30 protein-coding genes and 1 pseudogene are annotated in these 26,619 nt (G+C 71.0%); 12 read left to right on the plus strand and 19 right to left on the minus strand.

Annotated elements, in window-relative coordinates:
• Positions 1-85: 85 nt before the first annotated feature.
• Entirely contained in the window at positions 86-586 is a 501-nt protein-coding gene (locus tag V7Z97_RS09055) for a GAF domain-containing protein (RefSeq protein WP_334162918.1), read from the minus strand.
• 32 nt (positions 587-618) lie between these two features.
• On the minus strand, positions 619-1,542 hold the full coding sequence (locus tag V7Z97_RS09060) for a response regulator (protein WP_334162919.1): 924 nt from the start codon (positions 1,540-1,542) through the stop codon (positions 619-621).
• Between the two features lie 96 nt (positions 1,543-1,638).
• On the opposite strand from V7Z97_RS09060, the gene V7Z97_RS09065 reads away from it, so the two are divergent.
• Complete coding sequence (locus V7Z97_RS09065; protein WP_334162920.1) at positions 1,639-3,690, plus strand: S9 family peptidase; 2,052 nt, start codon at positions 1,639-1,641, stop codon at positions 3,688-3,690.
• 7 nt (positions 3,691-3,697) lie between these two features.
• Here the strand turns inward: V7Z97_RS09065 and V7Z97_RS09070 are convergent, their stop codons facing one another.
• The 3 genes from V7Z97_RS09070 to V7Z97_RS09080 all read right to left on the minus strand — a co-directional run bounded on the left by V7Z97_RS09070 (position 3,698) and on the right by V7Z97_RS09080 (position 7,635).
• Positions 3,698-5,500 carry an ATP-binding protein gene (locus tag V7Z97_RS09070; RefSeq protein WP_334162921.1) on the minus strand — a complete coding sequence of 601 codons (1,803 nt, stop codon included), beginning with the start codon at positions 5,498-5,500 and terminating at the stop codon, positions 3,698-3,700.
• Positions 5,501-5,683: 183 nt separating this feature from the next.
• Positions 5,684-5,992: a hypothetical protein gene (locus tag V7Z97_RS09075; protein WP_334162922.1), complete on the minus strand. Its 309-nt coding sequence runs from the start codon at positions 5,990-5,992 to the stop codon at positions 5,684-5,686.
• Between the two features lie 23 nt (positions 5,993-6,015).
• The gene (locus tag V7Z97_RS09080; protein ID WP_334162923.1) at positions 6,016-7,635 is read right to left on the minus strand and encodes an MBL fold metallo-hydrolase; all 1,620 of its coding nucleotides are present in this window, start codon (positions 7,633-7,635) and stop codon (positions 6,016-6,018) included.
• 93 nt (positions 7,636-7,728) lie between these two features.
• On the opposite strand from V7Z97_RS09080, the gene V7Z97_RS09085 reads away from it, so the two are divergent.
• Positions 7,729-8,337: an NAD(P)H-dependent oxidoreductase gene (locus tag V7Z97_RS09085; RefSeq protein ID WP_334162924.1), complete on the plus strand. Its 609-nt coding sequence runs from the start codon at positions 7,729-7,731 to the stop codon at positions 8,335-8,337.
• 78 nt (positions 8,338-8,415) lie between these two features.
• A complete protein-coding gene (locus V7Z97_RS09090; RefSeq protein WP_334162925.1) occupies positions 8,416-9,069 on the plus strand; it encodes a helix-turn-helix domain-containing protein in 654 nt (217 codons plus the stop codon).
• 23 nt (positions 9,070-9,092) lie between these two features.
• On the opposite strand, the gene V7Z97_RS09095 is transcribed toward V7Z97_RS09090, so the two are convergent.
• Entirely contained in the window at positions 9,093-9,431 is a 339-nt protein-coding gene (locus tag V7Z97_RS09095; RefSeq protein ID WP_334162926.1) for a c-type cytochrome, read from the minus strand.
• A gap of 162 nt (positions 9,432-9,593) precedes the next feature.
• Here V7Z97_RS09095 and V7Z97_RS09100 point away from each other — a divergent pair, with 162 nt between their 5' ends.
• The 6 genes from V7Z97_RS09100 (at position 9,594) to V7Z97_RS09125 (ending at position 14,707) form a co-directional block, all read left to right on the plus strand.
• The gene (locus tag V7Z97_RS09100; RefSeq protein ID WP_334162927.1) at positions 9,594-10,442 is read left to right on the plus strand and encodes a universal stress protein; all 849 of its coding nucleotides are present in this window, start codon (positions 9,594-9,596) and stop codon (positions 10,440-10,442) included.
• An 8-nt stretch (positions 10,443-10,450) separates the two neighbouring features.
• Positions 10,451-11,524: an AI-2E family transporter gene (locus V7Z97_RS09105; protein WP_334162928.1), complete on the plus strand. Its 1,074-nt coding sequence runs from the start codon at positions 10,451-10,453 to the stop codon at positions 11,522-11,524.
• A complete protein-coding gene (locus V7Z97_RS09110; RefSeq protein WP_334162929.1) occupies positions 11,521-12,090 on the plus strand; it encodes an HdeD family acid-resistance protein in 570 nt (189 codons plus the stop codon). Before V7Z97_RS09105 ends, V7Z97_RS09110 begins: the two co-directional genes overlap by 4 nt.
• Positions 12,091-12,137: 47 nt before the next feature.
• Positions 12,138-13,622 carry a PAS domain S-box protein gene (locus V7Z97_RS09115; protein ID WP_334162930.1) on the plus strand — a complete coding sequence of 495 codons (1,485 nt, stop codon included), beginning with the start codon at positions 12,138-12,140 and terminating at the stop codon, positions 13,620-13,622.
• Positions 13,615-14,223, plus strand: a complete 609-nt coding sequence (fixJ, locus tag V7Z97_RS09120) for a response regulator FixJ (protein ID WP_334162954.1) — start codon at positions 13,615-13,617, stop codon at positions 14,221-14,223. Before V7Z97_RS09115 ends, fixJ begins: the two co-directional genes overlap by 8 nt.
• Before the next feature lie 97 nt (positions 14,224-14,320).
• A complete protein-coding gene (locus tag V7Z97_RS09125; protein WP_334162932.1) occupies positions 14,321-14,707 on the plus strand; it encodes a response regulator transcription factor in 387 nt (128 codons plus the stop codon).
• Between the two features lie 9 nt (positions 14,708-14,716).
• Here the strand turns inward: V7Z97_RS09125 and V7Z97_RS09130 are convergent, their stop codons facing one another.
• The 10 genes from V7Z97_RS09130 to ccoN all read right to left on the minus strand — a co-directional run bounded on the left by V7Z97_RS09130 (position 14,717) and on the right by ccoN (position 23,173).
• Entirely contained in the window at positions 14,717-15,289 is a 573-nt protein-coding gene (locus V7Z97_RS09130) for an NAD(P)H-dependent oxidoreductase (protein WP_334162933.1), read from the minus strand.
• A gap of 1 nt (position 15,290) precedes the next feature.
• Complete coding sequence (locus V7Z97_RS09135) at positions 15,291-15,473, minus strand: hypothetical protein (protein ID WP_334162934.1); 183 nt, start codon at positions 15,471-15,473, stop codon at positions 15,291-15,293.
• A 61-nt stretch (positions 15,474-15,534) separates the two neighbouring features.
• Positions 15,535-15,693 (minus strand): cbb3-type cytochrome oxidase assembly protein CcoS, encoded by a 159-nt coding sequence (gene ccoS / locus V7Z97_RS09140; RefSeq protein ID WP_334162936.1) that lies wholly within the window; start codon positions 15,691-15,693, stop codon positions 15,535-15,537.
• Positions 15,690-17,858, minus strand: a complete 2,169-nt coding sequence (locus tag V7Z97_RS09145; RefSeq protein WP_442958023.1) for a heavy metal translocating P-type ATPase — start codon at positions 17,856-17,858, stop codon at positions 15,690-15,692. Before V7Z97_RS09145 ends, ccoS begins: the two co-directional genes overlap by 4 nt.
• Positions 17,855-18,346, minus strand: a complete 492-nt coding sequence (locus V7Z97_RS09150; protein WP_334162938.1) for a FixH family protein — start codon at positions 18,344-18,346, stop codon at positions 17,855-17,857. Before V7Z97_RS09150 ends, V7Z97_RS09145 begins: the two co-directional genes overlap by 4 nt.
• Positions 18,343-19,839 (minus strand): cytochrome c oxidase accessory protein CcoG, encoded by a 1,497-nt coding sequence (ccoG, locus tag V7Z97_RS09155; RefSeq protein WP_334162940.1) that lies wholly within the window; start codon positions 19,837-19,839, stop codon positions 18,343-18,345. The genes V7Z97_RS09150 and ccoG overlap by 4 nt, the downstream gene beginning before the upstream one ends.
• On the minus strand, positions 19,836-20,768 hold the full coding sequence (gene ccoP / locus V7Z97_RS09160) for a cytochrome-c oxidase, cbb3-type subunit III (RefSeq protein WP_334162941.1): 933 nt from the start codon (positions 20,766-20,768) through the stop codon (positions 19,836-19,838). The genes ccoG and ccoP overlap by 4 nt, the downstream gene beginning before the upstream one ends.
• Positions 20,761-20,934, minus strand: a complete 174-nt coding sequence (locus tag V7Z97_RS09165) for a cbb3-type cytochrome c oxidase subunit 3 (protein WP_334162942.1) — start codon at positions 20,932-20,934, stop codon at positions 20,761-20,763. The genes ccoP and V7Z97_RS09165 overlap by 8 nt, the downstream gene beginning before the upstream one ends.
• Positions 20,931-21,668, minus strand: a complete 738-nt coding sequence (ccoO, locus tag V7Z97_RS09170; protein WP_334162943.1) for a cytochrome-c oxidase, cbb3-type subunit II — start codon at positions 21,666-21,668, stop codon at positions 20,931-20,933. Before ccoO ends, V7Z97_RS09165 begins: the two co-directional genes overlap by 4 nt.
• A gap of 11 nt (positions 21,669-21,679) precedes the next feature.
• Complete coding sequence (gene ccoN / locus V7Z97_RS09175) at positions 21,680-23,173, minus strand: cytochrome-c oxidase, cbb3-type subunit I (RefSeq protein WP_334162956.1); 1,494 nt, start codon at positions 23,171-23,173, stop codon at positions 21,680-21,682.
• 310 nt (positions 23,174-23,483) lie between these two features.
• On the opposite strand from ccoN, the gene V7Z97_RS09180 reads away from it, so the two are divergent.
• Complete coding sequence (locus tag V7Z97_RS09180; RefSeq protein ID WP_334162944.1) at positions 23,484-23,750, plus strand: hypothetical protein; 267 nt, start codon at positions 23,484-23,486, stop codon at positions 23,748-23,750.
• A 4-nt stretch (positions 23,751-23,754) separates the two neighbouring features.
• On the opposite strand, the gene V7Z97_RS09185 is transcribed toward V7Z97_RS09180, so the two are convergent.
• Both V7Z97_RS09185 and V7Z97_RS09190 read right to left on the minus strand, forming a co-directional pair.
• Positions 23,755-24,168 carry a hypothetical protein gene (locus V7Z97_RS09185; protein ID WP_334162946.1) on the minus strand — a complete coding sequence of 138 codons (414 nt, stop codon included), beginning with the start codon at positions 24,166-24,168 and terminating at the stop codon, positions 23,755-23,757.
• Between the two features lie 7 nt (positions 24,169-24,175).
• Complete coding sequence (locus V7Z97_RS09190; RefSeq protein WP_334162949.1) at positions 24,176-24,631, minus strand: host attachment protein; 456 nt, start codon at positions 24,629-24,631, stop codon at positions 24,176-24,178.
• Between the two features lie 161 nt (positions 24,632-24,792).
• On the opposite strand from V7Z97_RS09190, the gene V7Z97_RS09195 reads away from it, so the two are divergent.
• Positions 24,793-25,446, plus strand: coding sequence for a helix-turn-helix domain-containing protein (locus tag V7Z97_RS09195; RefSeq protein ID WP_334162950.1), 654 nt, complete (start codon positions 24,793-24,795; stop codon positions 25,444-25,446).
• A gap of 26 nt (positions 25,447-25,472) precedes the next feature.
• Positions 25,473-26,348, plus strand: coding sequence for a universal stress protein (locus tag V7Z97_RS09200; RefSeq protein ID WP_334162952.1), 876 nt, complete (start codon positions 25,473-25,475; stop codon positions 26,346-26,348).
• On the opposite strand, the pseudogene V7Z97_RS09205 reads toward V7Z97_RS09200, so the two are convergent.
• A pseudogene (locus V7Z97_RS09205) lies at positions 26,338-26,619 on the minus strand (alcohol dehydrogenase); the annotation flags it as partial. The gene V7Z97_RS09200 and the pseudogene V7Z97_RS09205 overlap by 11 nt on opposite strands.

Here is a 26,619-nt window from a genome sequence, read left to right on the forward strand (position 1 = left end):
GTTCCGCGCGTCGAAACAACTGTATGAGGGCGCCGCTGCGTAAGAAAAGGGGGGCGGGTGACGGACACGTCAACCGCCCTGGGGCTCAGGCCTCGGCGAAGGTCCTCAGCAGGATGCGCTCCAGCCATTCGGCGTCAACCGCGTCGAAGGCGGCGGGCCGCTCGGAGTCCACGTCGAACACCGCGATCAGCCTTCCCTGCGCGTCCACGACCGGCACGACGATCTCGCTGGCCGAGCGGCTGTCGCAGGCGATGTGGCCCGGAAAGGCGTGGACGTCCTCCACGACCTGGGTCTGGCGGGTTCGCGCCGCCGTTCCGCAGACGCCGCGGCCGAAGGCGATCCGCAGGCAGCCCAGGGTGCCCTGATAGGGTCCCACCACGAGCTCATCCGGCTTGTCCGGATCGACCACATAGAAGCCCGTCCAGAAATAGTCGTCGAAGCTGCTGGCCAGCATGGAGGCCACGGTGGCCATGCGCGCGGTCAGGTTGGGCTCTCCGTCCAGCACGGCCGCGATCTCTTCGGCGACGGCGGCGTAGCGCTCGGTCTTGGCGTCGGGGAGGGTCTTGTCGTTGAAGGCTTCGGCCATGGCGGGCCTCTTAGCCGCCGCGGCCGGCGGGGTCACGCGGCCTTCTTGGCCCGGGCGATCTTCTGTTTCACGACCGCGTTCAGGTGGCTGACCAGCTTGGCAGCCTCCTTGGAGTCCTCCGGTGGGGTCTCCAGGATGGTGCCGATCGCCTTGAAGTGGATGTCGAGCACCTTCGGGTCGCACTGGGCGGGCCCGCCGAGCGCGTCCACGTATTCGATCAGCAGGTTCGACGCGCGCTCCACCATGGCGTCGCGCACCTGGCGGGCGCGGAAGCTGGTGTGCTGCATCACCCGGTAGGTCATCTTCAAGGTCTCGCGGTCGACCCCGCCGCGCACCTTGATCAGGCGGCGCAGGGCCTCAAGTTCGACGCTGATGGTCTCGCGGGTGGAGGAGCGCTCGACGGCGTCCACGACCTCCTCTGGGTCGCTCATCCGCCGCATGGGGCCGGAGTAGCTCAGCTCCACGCGTCGGCGCCGGTCGGGGCCGATGTAGGCCTCGCTGACGATGAACGGCCGGGGCCTGGTCAGCACCAGCTGGATGCGGGAGAGCAGGGCCGCAGGCGTGAACGGCTTGATGACGAACTCGTTGACCCCCGCCCGGCGCGCCTGCTCGACTTCGCGCTGGCTGCGGTGGGCGGTGACGATCACCACCGGCACTTCGGGGTTGGGGACCCGGCGGTCGGGGGTGACGGCCGCGCGGCGGATGGAGCGGGTCAGCTCCAGCCCACCCATCACCGGCATGTTCCAGTCGGAGAAGATGATGTCCGGGTCCCAGCGGCCCAGCATCTCGCGCGCCCGCAGGCCGTCCTCGGCGAATTCCACCGCGCCCACGCCGCCGGCCCGCAGCACGTCGCCGATCAGCCGCTGGACGTTCGCATTGTCGTCGACGATCAGCACCTTGAGCGCCGACAGGTCGTCGGGGCGCAGGCTGGCGCTGGGCAGCGTACGGCGGGCCATGACTCACTCTCGAAGATCAACCACGGAGATTGACGCATCGCGGTTAGGAAGCCGTTTATGCGGGCACGGAATTTTTGTCGCAGGTGGGGGTCTTCCATGCGTCTCGGACTGTTCGTTTCCGCTGCCCTGGCGGCGGCCGCCCTGGTCTCCGCGCCGGCGGCGGCGCAGGTCGCCGAGGGGCCCTCGCGCACCTTCACGGCGCGCGACCTCTTCGGCCTGCGCACGGCGGGCGACCCGCAGGTGCGGCCCGACGGCGGCGCCATCGCCTATGTGCGCACCACCTACGACATCATGACCGACGCCGGACGGCGTTCGATCTGGCTGGTGGACCCCGTCACCGGCGCCCAGTCGCCGCTCGTGGCCGAGGACAGCTCCAGCATGACGCCGCGCTGGTCGCCGGACGGCTCGCGCCTGGCCTATGTGGTGGCCGCCCCCGGCGGCCCGCCGCAGCTCTACGTGCGCTGGATGGCCTCGGGCCGATCGGCGCGCGTGGCGACACTGGAGCAGGCGCCCAATGACATCGTCTGGGCGCCGGACGGCCGGACGTTGGCCTTCACCATGCTGACCCTCGACGAGGGCCGCCCGCTGGGCGCCCCGCTGCGCCGGCCCGAGGGCGCCAAGTGGGCCGAGCCGCTGCAGGTGATCGACCGGATCACCTACCGGGCCGACGGCCAGGGCTACCTGAAGCCCGGCTATCGCCACATCTTCGTGGTCGGGGCCGACGGCGGCGCGCCGCGCCAGATCACCTTCGGCAAGTTCGACAACGGCGGCCCGATCAGCTTCGCCGCCGACGGCCGCAGCGTGCTGTTCGCCACCAACCGCGCCGAGAACTGGGAGCGCGACCCGCAGGAGAGCGAACTCTATCGGGTCTCGATCGCCGACGGGACTCTGACCCGCCTCACCAACCGCGTGGGGCCGGACTTCGCCCCCGCCGTCTCCCCCGACGGCTCGAAGGTCGCCTACATCGGCTACGACGACGAGCGCCGCCGCGGCTACGAGAACCAGCGCCTCTACGTCATGGACCGCGACGGCCGTAACGTCCGGGTGCTGACCGGCGACCTGGACCGCAGCGTGGGCGACCCGCAGTGGTCGCCGGACGGCCGCGCGATCTACGTCTCCTACGACGACAAGGGCGTCACCAAGGTGGCCCGCGTGGGCCTGGACGGCCGGATGGAGACCGTGGCCACCGGGCTGGGCGGGGCCTCGCTCGACCGGCCCTACTCGGGGGGCCAGTTCTCGGTGGGCCGCGGCGGGGTGGTGGCCTTCACCCAGAGCACGCCCGAGCAGCCGGCCGAGGTGGCCGTGGTCCGCGGCGGCAAGACCCAGCGGCTCACCCGCCTGAACGACGACCTGTTCGCCGGCAAGAGCCTGGCCCGCGTCGAGCACCTGCCGACGGTGAGCTCCCACGACCGCAAGCCGATCGACGCCTGGATCGCCCTGCCCCCCAACTTCGATCCCTCGAAGAAGTACCCGCTGATCCTCGAGATCCACGGCGGGCCCTTCGCCGCCTACGGGCCGAGCTTCTCCACCGACGTCCAGCTCTACGCCCAGGCCGGCTATGTGGTGGTCTATTCCAACCCGCGCGGCTCCACCTCCTACGGCGAGGCCTTCGCCAACGAGATCGACCGCAACTATCCCAGCCACGACTACGACGACCTGATGAGCGTCGTGGATGCGGCTATCGCCAAGGGTTACGTGGACCCGCAGCGGCTCTATGTGACGGGCGGCTCCGGCGGCGGGGCGCTCACCGCCTGGATCGTCGGCAAGACCGACCGCTTCAGGGCCGTCGCCACCCAGAAGCCGGTGATCAACTGGACCAGCCAGGTGCTCACCGTCGACGGCTACACCTTCATGGCCCAGTACTGGTTCGGGAAGATGCCTTGGGAGGATCCGCAGGGGTACTGGGCGCGCTCGCCGCTCAGCCTGGTCGGCAACGTCAAGACCCCGACCCTCGTCGTGGTCGGCGCGGAGGACTACCGCACTCCGCCCTCGGAGTCGGAGCAGTACTTCCAGGCCCTGCAGCTCCGCGGCGTGCCGACCGCGCTCGTTCGGGTGCCGGGCGCGAGCCACGGCGGCCTGACCGCCCGGCCGTCACAGTCGGCGGCCAAGGCCCAGGCGATCCTCGCCTGGTTCGAGCGCTACAGGTGACCGGCGGCTAGGCAACTCGGGCGGCCGGCTCCCCCACCGCGGCGCGGCCCTCGGTGGCGTCCACCAGCGCCTGGAACAGCGCCATGGCCTCGATCGGCTTGGCGACATGGCCGTCCATGCCGGCGGCCAGGTACTGCTCCACCTGGTGCGACATGGCGTTGGCGGTGAGCGCGACGATCGGCGTGCGGGCCCGGCCGGCCGCCTTCTCGCGCTCGCGGATGCGGGCCGTGGCGGTGAGGCCGTCCATGTCCGGCATCTGTATGTCCATCAGGATGACGTCCCACTGGGCGCCTTCCCAGGCCGCCAGGGCCGCCTCCCCGCTGTCCACCACTACGGGCTCGACGCCGAGCTGGTGCAGCAGGGTCTTCAGGACCAGCTGGTTGACGGTGTTGTCCTCGGCCGCGAGCACCCGCAGCGCCAGCGCCGCGCGCTGGTTCGGCGCCGGCGGGGCGTATTCCCGCGCCGTCCGCGCCTCGCCCACCCGCTCCAGCGGGATCCGCAGGATGAACCGCGAGCCCTTCCCGAGCTCGCTTTCCACGGCCATCTCGCCGCCCATCAGCTGCGCGAGTTCGTGACAGATGGCGAGGCCCAGGCCCGTGCCGCCGAACTTGCGGGTCGTGGAGGAGTCGAGCTGGTCGAACTTGTCGAACAGGCGGGCCAGCCCCTCCCCGGAAATGCCCACCCCGGTGTCGGCGACGGCGATCTCCAGCAGGTCCCCGTGGCGCTCGGCGGTCACCCGCACCTCGCCGTGCTCGGTGAACTTCAGGGCATTGGAGATCAGGTTGTAGAGGATCTGCCGCAGGCGGGTGGGGTCGCCCAGGTAGCGGCCGCGGGCCGCGTCGATGTCGACGGCGAAGGACAGGCCCTTCTTGTTTGCCAGGGCCGTGAAGGCCGAGTGCGCGCCGCGCACCACCTCGCCCAGGTCGAACTCGATGGTCTCCAGCTCCAGCTTGCCGGCCTCGATCTTCGAGAGGTCGAGGACGTCGTTGAGGATGGCGAGCAGCGCCTCCCCCGACTGCTGGATCACCGACAGCCGTTCGCGCTGCACGGCGGTCAGCCGGTCGGCGGACATCGCCTGGGCCATGCCCAGGACGCCGTTCAGGGGGGTGCGGATCTCGTGGCTCATGGTGGCCAGGAAGGTGCTCTTGGCCGCATTGGCCGCCTCCGCCGCCAGCTCGCCGGCCTCGGCCCGGGCGCGCGCCTGGCGCAGCGCGGTGCGGGAACGGTCCAGCATCCGGCGCGAAAGGTAGAAGAAGTTGGCGCAGCTCACCGCCGCGGCGATCGCGGCCACCGTCGCCATCGGCGAGCGCGCGGTCCAGACGAGGTCCACGGCGATCCAGATCAGCACGCCCAGATAGGGCGTCACCAGGAGCCGGAACAGCGGCAGGTTGGCGTAATACTGGAGCAGGACGTAGGTGGCGCCGATGAAGGCGATGGAGAGCGCGAAGGTGCCGGCCACCGCATAGCCCGACTCCCACAGCGCGATGATCATCACGCACTGGACGGCCACGCCCACGGCGGCGTTGACATTGAGGCCGAGCCAGAGACGGCGCCTGCGGACCTCGTCGGTCTGCCGCTCCAGCGCCCCCATCAGGCTCATGTTGGCGAACAGGCCTGCCCAGACGGCGAGCGCCCACAGTCCCGTCCAGAGCGGCGAGACATAGAACGCCGCCACGGCGATGACCGCGACGCTCGACAGGATGCGCGGCACGAGATTCCGAGCGGAGGCCGCATAGAGGGTCAGCCCGCTGGACCCCTGGTCCGCCGGCGTCTCCCCGATCGGCTCCGCGGCGAGCCTGGATCGCTCCAACAGCCCCTCCCCCGTAACGTTGTTGTCTTTTTTTTGGAGAATGCCGTTAGCAGGTTAACCGTACGTCAAATGGCGCGGGCGGCACCCTCAAGCGAATCCGGACGCTCGAACACGGCCCCCGGTTGTGCGGGACGGCCCACCTCGGCCCGGCGGACGACGCGCCGGGCCCGCCCGTGGGGGCGCTCAGTCCTCCTTGCGGCGGGTGGCGGCCAGCAGGCTGATCAGGGCGGCGGCGGCAGTGATCGCCGCCGCGGCGGTGGCGATAGGGTGCTCCTTCACCTCGGTCACGGCGCGATCGGCGAGCGCCTTGGCGCGCGGCTTGGCGACGGCGGCGAGCTGTTCGGCGGCGCGGGTGACGGCCTTGGCGGCCTTGGCGATGGCGTCCTCGGTCTCGGTGGTCGCGGACTCGGCGGCCTTCTTCAGGGCGTGGGCGACATCTTCGAGGGTTTCCTCGACGTCGTTGGCGATCTTCTTGGTCATGGATTTGGCCATGGGCGGCTCCTGCGGTTGCGCGGCTAGCTGGCCCCACCACGGCCGCGCCCGCCTTGACCTTCGTCAACGGCCAAGCTGGCGGCGAGGCGGCGCAACACGGCCTCGCGCTCGGCGTCGGAGCCGGCCTGTTCGAGCTGCTCGTCGAGGTCCAGCAACAGGCGGGCGCGCAGGTTGTGCCAGTCCGGGCGGGCGGCCGCCCCCGCGGACAGCCGGTGGGGCTCCTGCACGGCCTCGGCGCCCTCGCGGCTGAGACCGAACCGGCCGTCGAGGTCGGGGATCAGGATCTGCTCCGGCAGGAATCTCTCGGCGACGAGGCGTTCCCGCAGCGCGCCCAGCGCCTCCGGCTCGCCATGCGCCAGGAAGACCTTGCCCCGCACCGGCCGGCGCGCCTTGGCCCAGTCGGCCAGGCCCACGGCGTCGGCGTGGCCGGAATAGACGTCCATCGGCCGGATGCGGGCGCGGACCTGGATGTCCTCCCCCTGGATCTTCACCCGCCGGGCGCCGTCCACCAGCAGGCGCCCCAGCGTGCCCACCGCCTGGTAGCCGGGGATCAGCACGGTGGCCCGGCGGTCCCACAGGTGGCGCTTCAGGTGCTTGCGGATGCGGCCGGCCTCGCACATGCCGCTGGCGGCCATCACGATATGCCAGCCGGAGAGCTTCTCGAGCCGGTCGCTCTCCCAAGGCTCGCGCAGGAACTGCAGCCGGCCGCTCTCGCGCAGGCCTTCGAAGGGATTGCGGCCCGCTGACCGGTTCCAGCCGCGCTTCTGGAACACCTCGGTGGCCTCGATGGCCAGCGGCGAGTCCAGGAAGATGTCCACCGGCGCGACCTCACCGGTGTCCACCAGGGTGAGCAGGTCGGCGAGCAGCTCCTGCGAGCGCTCGACGGCGAAGGCCGGGATCACCACAGGCCCGCCGGCCGCCTTGGCGTCGCGCAGCTCCTGGGCCAGCAGCCGGCGCCGCGCCGCGGGGTCGAGCGTCGGCCGCACCCGCGCGCCGTAGGTCGATTCCAGGATCAGGTGGTCCACGCCCGCGGGCCCTTCCGGATCGGGGGCGTAGTCGCGGCCGCCCGGCCCGATGTCGCCGGAGAACAGCAGGACCACCGGACCCTCGGCGGTCTCCACCCGCACCTCGATCGAGGCCCCGCCCAGGATATGGCCGGCCTCCCAGTAGACAGCGGTGATCCCGGGGGCGACGTCGATTTCCCGCCCGAGCTTCGCCGGCTTGAACAGCTCGAGAGTGCGCAGGGCGTCGCGGGCGGTGTAGATCGGCTCCACGGGGTCGCGCCCGCGCCGCTCGTTGCGCCGGTTGAGCTGGCGCACCTCGCTCTCCTGGATGTCGCCCGCGTCGGGCAGCATCACCGCGCAGAGATCGCGCGTCCCCGCGGTGGCGAAGATCGGCCCGGTGAAGCCGGCCCGCATCAGCTTCGGCAGCAGGCCGGAGTGGTCGATGTGCGCGTGGGTGAGGAGGACGGCGTCGATGTCCCTGGCCTCGAACGGGAAGGGTTCGTAGTTCAGCGCCTTCAGGGTCTTGGAGCCCTGGAACATGCCGCAGTCGATCAGAACCGTGGCGCGGTCCGTGCGCAGCTTTGCGCAGAAGCCCGTGACGCAGCCTGCCGCACCGTGGAAAGTCAGGTCGAAAGTCATGGGCCCTCCGTGCGGCGCCGCCTGCCGGACCGCCCTGACAAGGATCAAAGCGCCTCGCGGACGCTTGCGCCATGTGTTCCCTTGGAGACCGTCATGAAGCACGCCGTCATCTTCGCCCATCCCAAGGCCGACAGCTTCACCGCCGCCGTGGCCCAAGCCTATGCGGAGGCCGCGCGCGGGCTGGGCCACGAGGCCGTGATCCGCGACCTCTACCGGATGGGCTTCGACCCCTGCCTGAAGGCGGAGGAGATCCCCACGCCGGAGGGCTTCAACGTCGCCGCAGACGTCGCCGCCGAGCGCGCGGTGCTGGACGACGCCGACGTCTTCGCCTTCGTCTACCCCTTCTGGTTCAACGCCCCGCCGGCGATCCTCAAGGGCTATGTGGACCGGGTGTTCGGCATGGGGTTCGGCTTCGAGCCGGCCGCGGGCGGCACCCAGGCCCTGCTCGACGGCCGCCGGCTCATTAGTTTCACCTCCTCCGGAGCGCCTGAGGACTGGGTGCGCGACACCGGCGCCATGGCCGCCCTGAACACCCTGTTCGACAACCACCTCGCCGGCGTCTGCGGCCTTACCGTGGTCGACCATATCCACGTGGGGGGCATCGTCCCGGGACTCACGCCCGAGTGGATGGCCCAGATTCTGGAGAACGTCCGCGCCACCGTCCGGCGCTGCTTCGCGGAAGCTACGCCGACGCTTACGTAGAACTACTTAGGGGAACGACCCGAATACCGGGCGCAAGGGGCGCGGGGTACCTCATGGTCATCCTACGGAGTTCCCCCGATGACCCTTGCGTACCCCCTCGACGACCACCGCACCGAGGTCCCCGCCGCCGGTATCACCGAGCTGATGGACCGGGTGGGCCTGCGGATGACCTACGCCCGCAACGAGGAGATCTACGGCCAGGGCGACGACGTCGAATTCCTCTACCGGGTCGTCTCCGGCTCCGTCCGGACCATCCGCCTAACCAGCGACGGCCGCCGCCAGGTCGGCGACTTCTACTATCCCGGAGACCTGTTCGGCCTGGAGACGGGTCCGGACCACCGCTTCTCCGCCGAGGCCCTGACCGACTGCGTCGTGCTGGTCGTGAAGCGCTCCTCGGTGCGCGCCGCAGCCGGCGACGCCGCCCTGGACCGCGCCATCCTCAGCGCCACGCACCGCGAGCTCGACCGGGCCCAGTCCCACCTCCTGCTGCTGGGCCGCAAGACCGCCCAGGAGAAGGTCGCCGCCTTCCTGCTCTCCCTCGCCGAGCGCGTGGACGACGACTCCGTCGAACTGGCCATGGGCCGGCAGGACATGGCCGACTACCTCGGCCTGACCATCGAGACCGTGTCGCGGATGCTGAGCCAGCTGCAGGCCGCCGCCGTCGTGGAATTCCCCGCCGCCCGCCGCTTCCGGGTGTGCAAGTGGGAGCGCCTGGAAGAACTGGCCGACTAGGCGCCGGACGCTTCCTCCCCCGGCTACCTTTCCCCGAGGCTCTCGATGTAGGCGGCGATGTCGACCGCCTCGTCCTGGCTGATGAACACCGGCGGCATCTCGTAGTGGCCCTGGCGGGAGATTTCCGCCAGCCGGCGTTCCAGCGACGGCGCCGTGAAACGGATCCTCAGATCGTGGAAGCGCGGCGCGTTGGCGCTGCGGCTCTCCGCCTCCTGCCCCACCGCATGGCAGCCGGCGCAGGCGCGGTAGGCGAACTGCTGTCCCCGCTCCGCCGCGGAACCGGGCGCCCGGCCAGGACCGCCGCCGGTTGCGCAAGCCGTGGCGAGCGCAGAGAGTCCGATTATCAGCAGGGTTCGACGCATGCAGCCCTTCTCCTTTGCTGGTCCGCACCCTGACAGGACGTCCAGCCGCCGCCTTGACCGTAGTCAACCGGCCTCCCGCTCCGTAGGAGTACTTAGGGACGTGCCCCGACTGGCCGTCGGCGCGACCGTGGCGATGATGGGCGGAAACCAGAGAGGTCCGCAATGAGCTTCCGGGATTTGCTGCTGCCGGTCGTGAGCTACCCTGACGCGACGCCCGACCGCGCCGTGGCGGCCGGCGCGGCGCTGGCCCGCCGCTTCGGCGACGGCGTCACGGCGCTGGCGCTCAAGGTCGACATCAAGACGCCGCGCAACCGGCTGGCCAACGCCCTCATCGGCCTGGAGGACATGGTGCGGGCGGAGGAGGCGCGCAGCGCCGCCCTGGCCAAGGCCTCCATCGAACAGTTCACCGCCGCGGCGGCCCGCGCCGGCCTGCGGGCGAACGCCATCGTCGAGACGGTCCCGATCTACCTTCAGGGCGAGCGCATCACCGAGCACGCCCGCACCCGCGACCTCACCCTGCTGGCCACGGGCCCCAGCGTGCTGGCCGACGTCGGCGTGGCCGAGGCGGTCCTGTTCGGCTCCGGCCGGCCGATGGTGATCTTCCCGGAGGAGGCCGAGGTCCTGGCGGGGGACCGCTTCGACGAGGTGGCGATCGCCTGGGACGGCAGCCGCACGGCGGCCCGCGCCGTGGCCGACGCCCTGCCCGTGCTCAAGGCCGCGGGCTCCGTGCGCATCCTGGTGGTCACCGACGAGAAGCCTGCCGCCGTTCCCGGTCTCGCCACCGACCTGGTGCGCCACCTGCAGGCGCACGCGGTGGAGGCCAAGGTCACCGAGATCTCGGCCGGCGGCGAGCCCATAGGCCGGATCATTCGAGCCTTCGGCGCCGAGAAGCAGGTCGACCTGCTGGTGATGGGCGGCTTCGGCCACTCCCGGGCCCGCGAATTCGTCCTCGGCGGGGCCACCGCCGCCTTGCTCGACAGGCCGCCGTGTCCCGTCCTGATGTCCCACTGAGCCGCGCCGTGGCCCGGGCCGGCGCCGCCGGCGCGCGGCTTTGGGAGCGGTCGGACCTGAGTTTCCTCCAGAAGGCGCTGCTGACCGGCGCCCTGGTGGGCCTGGGCCTGCTGCTGGTGAGACTGGCGGACGTCCTGCTGCTGGCGTTCGGCGCCGTCCTCGTGGCGGTCCTACTGCACGCCATGGCCCAGCCCCTCGTCCGGCGCACCCGGCTGGGCCGCACCGGATCGCTGACCACCGCCGTCCTCGTGCTGACCGCCTGCGTGGGCGTCGTCCTGTGGATGTTCGGCCGGGAGGCCTCGATCCAGATCGCCGCCCTGGGCGAGCTCGTGCCGCACGCCTGGCAGGAGCTGCAGCTGCGGCTCTCGGGCTCGCCGCTCGGCGCCTACATCCTGGAGAACCTCCGGCGGCTGGGCCGGGCCGACGGGCTGCTGATGGCGCTGGGGCCGCGCCTTGCCCGGGACGCCGCGGCGGGCCTCGCGGCCGTGATCATCGTCTTCTTCGCCGGCCTCTATCTCGCCTTCCACCCCAAGACCTACCTCGGCGGGTTCCTGCGGCTGGTGCCGCTCGACGCGCGGCCGCGCACGGCGGTGATCGTGGCCAGCTGCGGGGAGGCCCTGAACCGCTGGCTTCTCGCACAGCTCGCCTCCATGGTCCTGGTGGGCGTGACGACCGGGGTGGGCCTCTGGCTCGCTGGCGTCCCCTCCCCCCTCGCCCTCGGGGTCCTGGCCGGCCTCGGCCAGTTCATCCCCGTGGTCGGTCCCGCCGCGGCGATGATCCCCGGCCTGCTGGTGGCCCTCGCCCAGGGCCCGGAGACCCTGCTGTGGGCCACCGTCGTCTATGTGGCGGCCATGCAGCTGGAGGCCAATGTCATCACCCCGCTGGTGCTGCGCCAGATGGTCGAGCTGCCCATGGCGGTGACCCTGTTCGCGGTGCTGGCCATGGGCGTGCTGCTGGGGCCGCTAGGCGTGCTCTTCGCCACCCCGCTGGCCGTGGTCGCCTACGTCCTGGTGCGCATGATCTATGTAGAGGGCGTGCTGGGAGACCATATATCGCTGAAGGACCCGGAGCCCTCGCCATGACCGCCGCCCCAGCCGCCGAGCCCCGCCACCAGCCGTTCGGGCCGCTGCACGCGCGTCGCCGCCACCTGCTGGCCGCCGGCGTGGCCATGACCCTGTTGGGGATCGCCGCCCCGATGTTCCCGCGCGAGGCCTCCCTGGCCGTGGGCGCGGCGGCGGGCTGGCTGGTGTGGCTGGCGGGCGCCGTGATGCTGGGCCTCTCGCTCCTGATGCTGCCGTCGTGGCTCTATCTGTCAGGCATCGTGGCCAGCCTGTTCATCACCGGCGTCGGCATCCTGCTGACCTTCCGCCCGGCGACGGGGGCGCTGGCCACGGCCATCCTGCTGGCCGCGGTGTTCATCGTCGACGGCAGCCTGCAGGTGGCCCTGGCGCTGAAGCTCCGGCCGGTGAGGGCCTGGCGCTGGGTGCTGGCCTCGGCCTTCGCCAGCCTGGTGGCGGCCGGCCTGATCGCCCTGGGCGTGCCCGAGCGCTCCACCACCTCCATCGGCCTGCTGCTCGGCCTGGCCTTCGTCACCACCGGCCTCGGGTTCCTGGCCGTCGGCCTGACCCGGCCGTCCGAAGGGGACTGAGGCCCGCCGGTTGCGCCGCCGCGCAATCCACCCTACCGCTTGCGGCGATGAGTCCCCTGCTCCGCGCCATCCGCCTCGGACGCGCCGCACCCTACGTCCTGGCCGTGCTCGCCACGGCCGGCTGCGTGGTCGTCCGGCTGGCTCTGGAGCCGTTCTTCCACGAGCGGGCGAGCTTTATCCTCTACGTGCCCGCCCTGATGATCAGTGCGGCCGTGGGCGGCGTCGGCCCCGCCCTGGTGGCCACAGCCCTCGGCCTGGCGGCCGGCATCCACTTCAGCGGCGAGAGGCTGATCACCGACCCCGCCAACCTGGTCAGCGCCATCGTCTTCCTGCTGCTGGGCCTCGCCAGCGGCCTCGCGGGCTCTCGGCTGGCCCGCGGCTCGCGCGAGACGGCCGCGGCCCTGGCCCATCTGGAGGAGCGCGAGGCGCACCTGCAGTCGATCCTCGACACCGTGCCCGACGCGATGATCGTCATCGACGAGCAGGGCGTGATGCAGTCCTTCAGCGCCGCGGCGGAGCGGCTGTTCGGTCTCACGGCCGCCGAGGCCATCGGGCGCAACGTCAGCATGCTGATGCCCAATCCCTATCGGGACGCCCATGACGGCTACCTGCGCCGCTACATGACCACCGGCGAGCGGCGGATTATCGGCATCGGCCGGGTGGTGGTGGGCGCGCGGCGCGACGGCTCCACCTTCCCCATGGAGCTGGCGGTGGGCGAGATGCGCTCCGGCGAGACCCGATACTTCACGGGCTTCGTCCGCGATCTCACCGAGCGCCAGGACACCGAGCGGCGTCTCCAGGACCTACAGTCCGAGCTGGTCCACGTCTCGCGGCTGACCGCCATGGGCGAGATGGCCTCGGCGCTGGCGCACGAACTCAACCAGCCGCTCAGCGCCGTGGCCAACTATGTGAAGGGCGCCGTCCGCCTCCTGGACCAGGAGCCGGTGGACAGGCCGAAGATCAAGGGGGCCCTGACCAGCGCCGGCGAGCAGGCCCTGCGCGCCGGACAGATCATCCGCCGCCTGCGCGACTTCGTCGGCAAGGGCGAGGCGGAGCGTCGCATCGAGAGCCTGCCGCAGCTGCTGGAGGAGGCCGGCGCCCTGGCCATGGTCGGGGCGAAGGAGCGCGGCGTGCGCCTGCGCTTCGCCATCGACCGCCGGGTAGACCTCGTCCTGGCCGACAAGGTCCAGATCCAGCAGGTCGTGCTGAACCTGATGCGCAATTCCATCGACGCCATGGAGGAGTCGCCCAAGCGTGACCTCGTGGTGGCCGCCCGCCCAGCCCCGGACGACATGGTCGAGGTGTCGGTGACCGACACCGGCCCCGGAATCAGCCCGGACGTAGCCGACCAGCTGTTCCAGCCGTTCATCACCACCAAGCAGCACGGGATGGGGGTCGGCCTGTCCATCTCGCGCACCATCGTCGAGGCCCATGGCGGCCGGATCTGGGTCGAGCCAAACCCGGCGGGCGGAGCGGTCTTCCGCTTCACCCTGCGCGCGGTGCCTGAAGGGGAGCTTGCCGAAGTTGAGTGACATGCTGGTCCATGTGATCGACGACGACGAGGCGATGCGGGAATCGCTCAGCTTCCTGCTGGACACCGCCGGCATCGCCACGCGCACCTACGAATCCGCCGTCGTCTTCCTGCAGCAGGCGGAGGGCGGCCTGGCCCCGGGGTGCATCGTCACCGACGTCCGCATGCCCGAGATGAACGGGCTGGAGCTGGTGCGCCGGCTCAAGGAGCGGTCCATCCCCCACCCGGTCATCGTGATCACCGGCCACGGGGACGTGCCGCTGGCGGTGGAGGCCATGAAGGCCGGAGTGGTGGACTTCCTGGAGAAGCCGTTCGACGACGAACACCTCCTGCAAGCCGTCCGCTCCGCGCTCGACGCCCGTGAGCGCGACGACCAGCAGCAGGCCGAGAAGCGCCGGTTCGAATCGATGCTGGAGGGCCTGTCGCCGCGCGAGCAGGAGGTGCTGCGCGGCGTCATCGAGGGCAAGCCGAACAAGGTGATCGCCTACGACCTGGGCATCAGCCCCCGGACCGTGGAGGTCTACCGCGCCAACGTCATGACCAAGACCGGCGCCTCCGGCCTTTCCGAGCTGGTGCGCATGGCGCTGCTGGCGGGGTTCTGAGAGCGCCAATTTGACCTGGGTCAAGGAACCCGGGGGCGGGGCGTAGGATTGCGGCAGATCAAGGCCGGACGCCGGCGATCGGCCTATCGATCCTCGCATGTATCCAGTTGTCCCCTCGGCCGCCCGTCCGCTGGTCATCATCGTCGATGACGACCCGGCGGTTCGCAGCTCGCTCGCCTTCTCCCTGGAGCTCGAGGGTTTCCAGGTGGATTCCTGCGAGAGCGGCGAGGCGCTGCTGCTGCGCGAGCTGCCCGACCGGCACACCTGCCTGGTGGTCGACGAGCGCCTGCCCGGCATCAGCGGGCTGCAGGCGCTGGCCCAGCTCCGCGGCCGCCAGGTGGGCCTCCCGGCCCTGCTGATCACCAGCAATCCGAAACCCGCGACGCGCGAGGCGGCGGCGGCGGCCGGCGTGCCGATCGTCGAGAAGCCGCTGCTGTGCGACGCGCTCAGCGGCTCGATCCGCGCGGCGCTGGGCGCCGCCTAGGCGCGCGCACTATATCCCGTCCCAGCCGAGGCCTTCGACCGTCTTCAGCGCCCGCGGCGCCGGCTTGCCGTCGATGCCGCCCAGGATCGTGTGCCGGATCGGCCCCATCCCCGAGATCCAGAAGATCCCCCGCTCGATCGCCTTCAGGCCGTAGGCGCCGAAGATCCAGCGGAACACCGGCGCGGGCATGCCCATGGTGACGATGACGCGCACCGAGCGCCCCTTCAGCAGCCCCTTCATCGGCTTCTCGGCGGAGAGTGCGAAGCCATAGCGGAAGACCTGCTCGAAGAAGCCCTTCAGCAGCGCCGGCACGCCGCCGAGCCAGAGCGGATAGACCACCACCAGGTGGTCGGCCCAGGTGACCGCGGCCTGCGCCTCGCGGATCACCGGCGGCGGCTCGCCGGTGGCGAACTCCGCCGCGGTGCGGATCAGGGGAAAGTCGAGCCGGCCGACGTCGATCCGGCGCACGAGATGGCCCGCGGCGCTGGCGCCCTTGGCGTAGCCGCCGGCGAGCGCGGCGCAGAGCCGCTCGTCGCTGGGGTCGGGATGGCCGTTGACGATCAGGACCTTGCGCGGGGCCATGTCAGGCCGCGGGCTCGCGCTCGACCACGCTCGGCGCCACTCCCAGCGCGGGCGTCACCTGCGGCCTCGCCTGCGGCTTGTGGCGCGCGAAGGAGGCGCGAACCCAATAGGCTCCCAGCACCAGTACGAAGACGGCGTAGGCGGCCAGCACCATGACCAGATAGGCGATATTCCCGGCGCTCATGGCCCTTCTCCCTAGATTTGGGAGAGTGTGCCCGGGCGGCGGGCCGCCGCCTTGACCCGGATCAAGCGGCCGGGCGGTCCTCCGGATCGTCGAGCAGGATCCGCGCCGCATCACCCGCGGGGTCCTCGTACTGGCCGGCCTTGAGGGTCCACCAGAAGGCGGCGACGGCCATGAGGCCCAGGCCCACGGAGAACGGCGCGAGGAACAGGAGGATGGTCATGGCCGGCTCTTCATCCGAAGCGCGTTGAGAGTCACCGCCAGCGAAGAGCCCGACATGGCGAGCGCCGCCACGAACGGGTTCACGAAGCCGAGCATGGCCGCGGGCGCGGCGACGGCGTTGTAGAGGGCGGCGAACCCGAAGTTCTCCATGGCCCGGCGCCGCGCGGTCAGCGCCACGTCGTAGGCCTGCGCCACGGCCATCAGGCCTTCGGCGGAGAACACCAGGTCGGCGGCGTTCTGGCTGGCCTCCAGGGCGGTGCCCGGCGCCATGGCGGCGTGCGCCTTGGCCAGGGCCGCGGCGTCGTTGAGGCCGTCGCCCACCATCAGGACCTTCCGGCCCTGAGCGGCCAGGGCGTCGACGGCGGCCGCCTTCTCCTGCGGCGTCAGGCCGGCCCGCCAGGTCTCGATGCCGGCGCGCTCCGCGGCCGACCACACCGGGGCGGCGAGGTCGCCGGAGAGCACCTCCACGGTCAGGCCGCGGGCCTTGAGGGCCGCCACCGCGAGCGCGGCGTCACGGCGCAGCTGGTCGGAGAAGCGGAAACGGACCGCCGCCTCCCCCTCGAAGCCGAACCACAGCTCGGTCTCGCTGGCCTCACGGCTGTCGGCGCCCACGAAGGCGGCGCGGCCCAGCCGCGCGCGGCGGCCGCCGATCAGCCCCTCCACGCCCATGCCGGCGTGCTCGGTCACCTCGTCCGCCAGCGGACCGTCCCCCGCCTCCTCGGCCAGCGCCCGGGCCAGCGGGTGGCTGGAGGCGCGCGCCAGCGGCGCGGCGAGGGCCAGGGTGTCCGGGTCGCCGTCGATCAGGCGCGGGCGGCCCTCGGTCAGGACGCCGGTCTTGTCGAACACCACATGGTCGACCTCGGCGAGGCGCTCCAGCGCCGCGCCGGACTTCACCAGCACGCCCTTGCGGAACAGGCGCGCCGAGGCCGTGATCTGCACCGCCGGGACCGCGAGCCCGAGCGCGCAGGGGCAGGTGATGATCAGCACGGCGACGGCCCGGATCAGGGCTTCCCGCGGCCCGAGTCCCAGGGCCCAGCCGCCGGCGAAGGTCAGCGCGGCCACCGTATGGACGACCGGCACGTAGACGGCGGCGGCCTTGTCGGCCAGCCGCACGTATCGTGACTTCGACTGGGCGCCGGCCTCCACCAGCCGGGCGATGGCGGCGAGCGCGGAGTCCTCCGAGCGCGCCAGGGCCTGCAGGCGCAGCACGCCCGACAGGTTCAGGGCGCCGGCGCGGCAGACCTGACCGGCGGCGACGGCCACGGGGGCGGTCTCGCCGGTGAGCAGGGCGTTGTCGAGCTCCGACGCGCCCATTTCGATGCGCCCATCCACGGGGATGCGCTCGCCCGGGCGGACCAGGACGATGTCGCCCGGTTGCACCTCGCTCAGTGGGCGGCGGTGCTCGTGGCCCCGACCGTCCAGGACCGCGGCGGCCGGCGCCTGCATGGCCAGAAGGTCGCCGGCCGCGCTGCGCGCCTTGGCCCGCAGCTGGTGGTCGAGCCAGCGGCCGATCAGCAGCAGGAAGAGCAGGGAGACGGCGGCGTCGAAATAGGCGTCGCGGCCGTTCAGGAAGGTTTCGGTGAAGCTGACGACCAGGGTCAGGATCACGCCGATGGAGATCGGCACGTCCATGTTGGCCCGGCCGCCCTTCAGCGAGCGCCAGGCCGACTGGAAGAAGGGCATGCCGGCGTAGATGGCGCACGGCGCGCCCACGGCGCCCGACAGCCACATCATCACCTGCTTCGTCGCCGGGCCGAGCTCCTGGCCGAACAGGCCGGCCCACAGCGGCACCGCGAACATCATGGTGTTCATGGCCCCGAAGCCCGCCACGGCCAGGGCCAGGATCAGGCGGCGGCCTTCCCGGTCGTGGGCGATCTGCGCCTGTCCGGGATCGTAGGGGGTGGCGGGATAGCCGAGCTTGTCGAGCGTGGCGATCACCGCGGCCGGGTCGCCCGAGGGGCCCGCGAAGCCCACGGAGAGCTTGCCGCTGGTGAGATTCAGGCGCGCGGACTCGACGCCCGGCAGCTCGCCCACCGCGCGCTCGATCTTGCCCAGGCAGCCGGCGCAGCGCGCGCCGCGGACCAGAAGGTCGAGCGAGGCGCGGCCGTCCTTGCCCTTCGCCAGGAAGGCGCTGAAGTCGGCTCCCGACGCGGCGTCGTAGGTCACCGCCACGTCAGCCTCCGCTCGGCGGTGAACAGGCGGCCCTTCGGATCGCGGGCCTCGGCGGTCAGGTCCCAGGCGCCCACGATGGCGCCGGTGGTCGCCTCGTAGCGGCCGGGGGCGGCCTCGACAAAGCGGACGGAGCGGCGGCCGGACTCGGTGGCCGGTCGTTCAAGCTTGCCCTGGACGGTGAGCGCCTCGACCGGGCGGCCGTCCCTGTCCTGAACCTGCAGCACGACGACGCCGGGGGCGGCCTCCGCCGCGGCCCGCCAGCCGAGCGCCGCCTGGGCCTCGATCTGGGCGATCTTGCGGTTGTAGAGCAGGCCGTCCTCGTAGGGCGTCACCGACACCTCGCCGGGGTAGGTCTTAAGCGCCAGCACCGTGAACCAGGTGTCGAAGCCGATCACCAGGGCGAAGAAGGCGCTGACGCCGGCCAGGACGTGCCAGCCGCGGACGCGGAAGCCGGTCTCGGAGGTCGATTGGGTCGCACTCATGGGTTGGCGGCTCCCGACAGGAAGGTGGTCTTGGTCCGCAGCGTTTCGCCGCCGGAGCGGATCTCGAAGGAGGCGGGCGTGCTGGTGCCGGCGAGGTCGTCCGGGTCGGCGGTGACGAACACCCGCACGGCGGTGACCTCGTTCGGCTGGGCGGTGATGCGCAGCGGCTGGCCGGCGGCGTGGCCGGGGCTCTTCACCCGCGCCTGCGGCACGCCCGCGAACCCGATCTCGACGACCTGGGGCGCGAAGGTGCGGTTGGCGATCTTCAGGGTGTATCCGTTGCGGATGTCCCCGTCGGCCAGGCGCACGAAGGTCGGATTGCGGTCGCGCAGCGCGTGCAGCTCGAACGCCGGCCGCGTCAGCAGGCCCCAGATCATCAGGCCCGAGACGAACACCAGGGCCACGGCGTAGTAGACGGTCCGTGGGCGCACGAACTTGTAGCGCGGCCGGTTGCCCACCCGCCGCTCGGCCACGGCCGAGTCGGTGTCGTAGGCGATCAAGCCGTGCGGCCGGCCGACCTTCTTCATGATGTCGTCGCAGGCGTCGATGCACAGGCCGCAGTTGATGCACTCGAGCTGCGGGCCGTTGCGGATGTCGATGCCCATCGGGCAGGCCACCACGCAGGCGTTGCAGTCGATGCAGTCGCCGCGGCCTTCCCAGGCCTGGCCCTTCTTGTGCGGCCCGCGCGGCTCGCCGCGGTCGTAGCGGTAGGTGACCTGCAGGGAGTGGTGGTCGAGCATCGCGCCCTGGATGCGGGGCCAGGGGCACATGTAGGTGCACACCTGCTCGCGCATGAAGCCGGCGAAGACATAGGTGGTGAAGGTCAGCAGGGCCGCGAAGATGTAGGCGGTCGCCGGCGCCTCGCCGATCCAGAAGTCGCGGATCAGGGTCGGGGCGTCGTGGTAGTAGAATATCCACGCCCCGCCGGTGGCGAACCCGATGCCCAGCCAGGTCAGGTGCTTGCCCGCCTTGCGCCACAGCTTGTTGAACGACCAGGGGGCGGCGTCCAGGCGCATGCGCGCGTTGCGGTCCCCCTCGAACAGCCGCTCCACATAGATGAAGAGGTCGGTCCAGACGGTCTGCGGGCAGGCGTAGCCGCACCACAGCCGCCCGAACAGCGCGGTCACCAGGAACAGCGACAGCGCAGAGATAATCAGCAGGCCCGTGATGAAGTGGACTTCCTGGGGCCAGAGCTGGATGTCGAAGAAGTAGAAGCGGCGGCCGGCGAAATCGACCAGCACCGCCTGATCAGGCAGCTTGCCCGGCCGGTCCCAGCGGATCCACGGCGTCACGTAGTAGATGCCGAGCATCACCACCAGCAGCGCCCACTTGATGGCGCGCCACTTGCCGTGGACCAGCTTGGGATAGATCGGGACCCGGGCCTTGTAGAGCCCGCCGACCGCGTCCTTCTTCCGGAGACGCTCGGCGGCCGAGACCGGCCCCTCGCGCTTCTCGGGGTCCGGTTTCGAGACGCGGTCGATCACGACGGTCATCGGCCTGCGCCTCCCGCGGCGGCTGCGGCCCTCGGGGTCTCGGCGACCATCTCCTCACCCCCGCCGGCGTTGGCGTGGATGTAGACGGCGAGCGCCTTGATGGTCTCGGGGCTGAACCGGGCGGCCCAGGTCGGCATGACGCCGTTGCGGCCGTTCCAGATCTGGTCGTGGATGTCCTGGCGCGTGGAGCCGAACAGCCATTCGGCGTCGGTCAGGTTCGGAACGCCGCGGGCGGCGTCCCCGGTCCCGGCCGGGCCGTGGCAGGCCGCGCACTGGTCGGCGTACGCCTGGCGGGCGCGGCCGACGGCGGCTCCGTCGGCCTTGCGGCCCGACAGCGCCACCACGTACTCGGTCATGTCGCGAACCGCCGGCTCGTCCAGCATGCCGTCGCGCCCGAAGGCCGGCATGACGGTTTCGCCGCGGGTCTGCGGGTGGCCGGAGCGGACGCCCACCTCGATCGTGTGGCGGATGTCGTCCAGCGAGCCGCCCCACAGCCACACGTCGTCGCGCAGATTGGGATAGCCCTTGGCCCCCGCCCCGCCCGTGCCGTGGCAGGTGGCGCAGTTGTCGCCGAACACCGACTGGCCAACCTGCAAGGCGTACTGCTGCAGCTCGGGGTCCTGTTCGATCTGCTGCAGCGACGCCGTCTGCAGCTTCACCTCGCCGGCGCCGCGCTGGGCCTTCAGGGCGGCCAGCTGGCGGCTCACGTCGGCGCGGTCGGACTGGCCGAGCACGCCCTTGGTGTAGCCGCTGATCCCGGGCCAGGCCGGCATCAGCACCCAGTAGACGATGGCCACGGCGATCGAGCCGTACCAGACCCACAGCCACCAGCGCGGCAGCGGGTTGTCGAGCTCCTTGATGCCGTCCCACTCGTGGCCGGTCGTCTCGACGCCGGACGCTTCGTCCAGTTCACGCTTGTCGTCAGACATTGTCGCTCTCGTCCTTCTCGAGCGGCAGTTGGGCGAGACGCTTGAACGTCTCCTTGTGCCTGGGCAGCAGGGCGTAGATCACGCCCGCCGCGAAGATCGCGGCGAAGTAGAGGGTCCCGCCCTGCTGGGCGAAGGTCGCCACGGTTTCGTAGCTGAGGCCGCTCATCGCAGGTTCTCCGGGCTCTCGGCCTTGTAGGTCTTGAAGTCGACCATGGTCCCCAGGACCTGCAGGTAGGCGATCAGCGCATCCATCTCGGACAGCCGCTCGGGGTTACCGTCGAAGTCCCGCTGGGTGACCTTCTCGCCGTACCGCTTGCGCAGGTCGGAGTTGGTCCCGGCGAAGGGGTCCACCTGGGTCTCCAGGTCGACCGCGGCGTTCTGGATCTGCGCGTCGGTGTAGGGCACGCCCACCCGGCGCAGGGCCGTCAGCTTGGCCTCGATGGCCCGGTAGTCGAGCTCCTTCTGCGCCAGGAAGGCGTAGGGGGGCATGTTCGACTCCGGCACCACCGAGCGCGGGTTGGTCAGGTGGTCCACGTGCCAGCTATCGGAGTACTTCTCGCCCACCCGGGCCAGGTCGGGCCCCGTGCGCTTGGAGCCCCACTGGAACGGGTGGTCGTACATGCTCTCCGCAGCCAGGCTGTAGTGGCCGTAGCGCTCCACCTCGTCGCGCAGCGGGCGGACCATCTGCGAGTGGCAGACGTAGCAGCCTTCACGGACGTAGATGTCGCGGCCCGCCTGCTCGAGCGGGGTGTAGGGACGGACACCCTTCACCTTCTCGATCGTGCTCTCCAGGTAGAAGAGCGGCGAGATCTCCACCAGGCCGCCGATCGAGACCACGATCAGGATCCCGATGACCAGCCAGATGGAATTGCGTTCGAGGTTCTTGTGCTTCTTCCACATGTGCGGAGCCCTTACTCGGCGGCCACGAGGGCCGGGGCGGGCGCCGCAGGATGGGCCAGCTCCGACTCCGAGGAGGCGATGCTGGGCATGCGGATCGTACGCCACAGGTTGTAGGACATGATCACCGCGCCGCCGAGGAACATGAGGCCCCCGATCGTGCGGATGACGTTCTCGATGTGCTTGGCGGCGACGGTCTCGACGAACGAGTTCGCCAGGAAGCCTTCCGGCGTGTACTCGCGCCACATCAGGCCTTCCATGATCCCGGAGACCCACATCGCGGCGATGTAGAGCAGGATGCCGGTGGTCGCGATCCAGAAGTGCCACTCGATCAGGCGGTTGGACCAGATCCGCTCCTTCTTCCACAGCCACGGCACGAGGCAGTAGACCGCGCCGAAGGTGATGAAGCCGACCCAGCCCAGCGCGCCGGAGTGCACGTGGCCGATCGTCCAGTCGGTGTAGTGGCTGAGCGAGTTGACCGCGCGGACGCTCATCAGCGGGCCCTCGAAGGTCGACATGCCGTAGAAGGCCAGCGCCACCGTCATCATGCGGATGACCGGGTCGGTCCGGATCTTGTCCCAGGCGCCCGAGAGCGTCATGAGGCCGTTGATCATGCCGCCCCAGGACGGCATCCACAGCATGATCGAGAAGGTGGCGCCCAGCGTCTGCGCCCACTGTGGCAGGGCCGTGTAGTGCAGGTGGTGCGGGCCCGCCCAGATGTAGATGAAGATCAGCGACCAGAAGTGGACGATGGACAGGCGGTAGGAATAGACCGGCCGCTCCGCGCGCTTGGGCACGAAGTAGTACATCATCGCCAGGAAGCCGGCGGTCAGGAAGAAGCCCACCGCGTTGTGGCCGTACCACCACTGGGTCAGCGCGTCCTGGACGCCGGAGAAGGCCGAGTAGCTGTGGGTCTCGAGCAGGCCGATCGGCATCGCCAGGTTGTTGACGACGTGCAGCAGCGCGATGGTCACGATGAAGGCCAAGTAGAACCAGTTGGCCACGTAGATGTGCGGTTCCTTGCGCTTCCAGATCGTGCCGAGGAAGACCAGCAGGTAGGCGACCCAGACGACGGTCAGCCACAGGTCCACGTACCACTCCGGCTCGGCGTATTCCCGGCTCTGGGTGATCCCGGCCAGGTAGCCGGTGGCCGCCAGCACGATGAACAGCTGGTAGCCCCAGAACACGAACCAGGGCCAGACGCCGCCCGCCAGGCGCGCCCGGCAGGTCCGCTGGACCACGTAGAAGGACGTGGCGATCAGGGCGTTGCCCCCGAACGCGAAGATGACCCCCGAGGTGTGCAGGGGCCGCAGCCGTCCGAAGTTCAGCCAGCCATGCTCCGGGAAGTAGAGCAGGTTGGGCCACGACAGTTGGGCGGCGATCACCACCCCCACCAGCAGGCCGACGACGGCCCAGAACATGGTGGCGATGACACCAGCCCGGACGACCCCGTCTTCATAGCGGGTCGGCTCCTGGCGGAACCGGTCGTGGCCGAGGCCCGCCGACATCACCAGGAAGGCCAGGGTGAAGGCGGCGGTGAACAGCCAGCCGTGGATCCGGAACAGCGGATCGGCGCTGAACGCGGTCATCAGGAGCGCGCCCAGGGCGGCGACGCCGGTGAGCACGTAGAGGAGGAGGACGTTGAACGGCGCTTCGTCCGGCGTGGCCGCTAACTGCTTCATTGAGCCCGTTTTCGTGGCTGACTTGAGAGATGCCGCTGCAGTGCCTGAGCCCGCCTGCCGATGCCTTGACGTGGATCAAGGCGCCCGGCGGGCCCCCCGGGCCATCTGGCTGCGGACAATCAACAAGGGTCCCGCCATGCGCCGCTCGCCAGACCAGACCAGCGAGACTTTCGAGAAGGCCGTCCTGCGCCTCGCGGGCCTGACCCTGCTGGTCGCCGCCGCCCTCGCCGGCCGCCTCGCCTGGGAGCACATGGTGTTCCTAGCGGAGATTTGCGGTGGCTCGGCCTTCGTGGGCCATTGCGTCTGGTGCGCCGCCACCGCTGCGCTCGCCGCTTCGGGCTTGGCGAGCTTCGTCGTCGCCGGCCGCCCGCGGCGAGAAGCCGCACCGATTCGGAAGTCCTAGCCGCTCAGCATGGCGTGGTGGCGATGCAGGGGACCATGTCCATCTGCCGCCGCTTGCCGTCGTCCGCCTTCGAGAGCGCGTCGATGTAGGCGATCACCGATCCGGCTTCGGAGCGTGTCAGCACGATCTGCGGCATGCCGTACACGGAATGCCGGTCCGAACTCGCCACGCTCCGCTGCAGGCTCTCGGGCGTATACAGCCCCGCCATCAGCCAGAAGGCGGGCGCCCCGCGGTGCGGGCTTGGCCGGCCCGGCACGGCGCTGTGGCACCCCGCGCACTTCCGGATCATCAGCCTGCGGCCTTCCTCGGCCGCGGCGGCGGCCGGTGTCTGCGCCTTCGCCGCCGCGACCGGCCGGGAAATTCCCCAGCCGGCCACGACGACGAGCGCGCCTGCGACCAGGATCGGCGCTGCGCGCACGTCGATCTCAGGCCTTCGCCTTGGCCCGCACCTGGCGCAGGTGCGCCCGCATGGCTTCGGCGTCGTCGGTGATCCGCTCGTGGGCGTCCGACGCCTCGATCCGCGCGGAGAGCTGCGGCGTCAGCTTCGCGCGCAGGGTCCCGAGCGCCGTCGGCGGAGCGATCAGCACCAGGCGGTCGAAGGCGTTCCGCTGGGCGGCGGCGTGCAGGTGCTCCACCACACGGGCCAGGAAGCGGGCCTCGGCCTCCTGCGACGGCTTGTGCTCATGGGCCCCGTGGCGGCCCAGCCCGCCGCGCTCGTGCACGGTGGCGGAGTGCGGGCCGGCCTGCGGGCGGTCGCCGCCCTCGATCCCCATCGATTCGTCCGGCAGTTCGCGCAGCTCGCCGGCGCGCGCCCGCTCTTCGAACACCCGCATCCGGGCGCCGTCGGCGGCCACGACCCAGGTCGTTCCTTGGTCTTCCATGGTCTCTCCTTTTCGTCGGACGGACATTTCCGACGGCGGCGGCAGCTCGGCTGTGATCCAGGTCAAGCCGGCGGGTTCCGTACGACTACTTAGGGGAACGACCCGAATATCGGATAGCGCGGCTTTGCGAGACCGTGGCTCATCGGCAAAGGAGCTGCGCGATGAGCCTCGCCTACCAGATCGAAGATGTTCGCAGTTCAGTCGGGTCCCCCTCCATCTCCGGCCTGATGGACCGCCTCGGCGTCCGGATGCGCTACGGCCGCAACGAGGAAATTTACGCCCAGGACGACGAGGTGGAGTTCCTCTACCGGGTGGTCTCCGGATCGGTTCGCACCATCCGCCTGACCAGCGACGGCCGCCGCCAGCTCGGCGACTTCTACTATCCGGGCGAGCTGTTCGGGCTCGAGCCGGGCCCGGACCACCGCTTCTCGGCCGAGGCGCTCACCGACTGCGTGGTGCAGGTGCTGAAGCGCTCGGCCGTGCGCGCCTTCTCCGGCGACGCCGAGCTTGACCGCGCCATCCTCGCCGAGACCCACCGCGAGCTCGAGCGCACCCAGACCCACCTCCTCCTGCTCGGCCGCAAGTCGGCGCGCGAGAAGGTGGCCGCCTTCCTGATGTCGCTGGCCGGCCGCGGCGCCGACACCGACGTGGAGCTGCCCATGGGCCGGCAGGACATGGCCGACTACCTGGGCCTGACCATCGAGACCGTATCGCGCACCCTGACCCAGCTGCAGGATGCGGCTATCGTGGAGTTCGCCGCCACCCGCCGCTTCCAGGTGAAGAAGTGGGAGACGCTCGAGCGTCTGGCCGAGTAGCCGCCGCCCTGTCGAAGGAGGTCCGCATGTCCCAGACCCTGCCATCCGAAAGCGTCAGCCGGGCCGCCGCCGCGATCCGCTACGATAGCGTCCTCGTGCATGTGGAGCCGGGCCTCGCCTCGTCCCGCCGCGTGGAGATCGCCGCCGGCCTCGCCCGCCGTTTCGGCGGAAGGGTGATCGGGCTGGGCGCCGAGGCCCTGGAGCCGCCGACCGCCGTGGACCCCTACTCCGGCCAGCTGGTGGCCGAGCTGGTGGTCCAGATGACCCGGCAGATCGAAGCCGACCTGAAGAACGCCGAGCAGGCCTTCGCCCGCGACGCCGCGGGGACGGAATCGGAATGGCGGATGGCCCAGGCGACGCCGAACCGCGCGCTCGCCGCCGAAGCCCGCGCCGCCGACCTGATCGTCGTGGGCGCCCAGGCCGAGCGCTCCAGCAACGTCTACCGCAGCGCCGACGCGGCCGAGGTGGTGATGACCGCCGGCCGGCCCGTGCTGGTCGCCCCCGCCGGCGCCGCGCACCTGAAGGCCGAGAAGGTCATCGTCGCCTGGAAGGACACCCGGGAATCCCGGCGCGCCGTCGCCGACGCCCTGCCCTTCCTGCTGCGCGCCGACGAGGTCATCGTCCAGGCGGTCTGCGCCGAGGACGCGGTCGAGGCCTGCGAGGCCCAGACACAGGACGTGGCCGAGACCCTGCGCCGCCGCGGCGTCCCCGCCCGGTCCAGCGTCACCACCGCCCCGGAGGCCAACGTCGCCGACGAGATCCTGGCCGAGGCCGCCGCCACGGGCGCGGACCTGGTGGTGATGGGCGCCTATGGCCACAGCCGGATGGCCGAGTGGGTGTTCGGCGGGGTCACCCGCAGCCTGCTCGCCGACCCGCAGGTCTACCTGCTGCTCAGCCACTGACCTTCGGCGTCAGCACCGCCGCGCCGACGAAAGCGCCGGCCCTCAGGTCGTCCAGCGCCCGGTTGGCGTCCTCCAGCCCGTAGGCCTTCACGTGGGGCCGGACGCCGGCCCGGGCGGCGAGCGGCAGGTACTCCAGCGCGTCCTGCCGGGTGAGGTTGGCCACCGACACCAGCCGCCGCTCCTCCCAGAGGATGGAATAGGGAAAGGCCGGGATGTCGCTCATGTGGATCCCGCCGCAGACCACGGTCCCGCCCTTGCGCACCGCCTTCAG

The organism is Phenylobacterium sp. (assembly GCF_036821595.1).
In the GTDB taxonomy this organism is placed as follows: domain Bacteria; phylum Pseudomonadota; class Alphaproteobacteria; order Caulobacterales; family Caulobacteraceae; genus Phenylobacterium.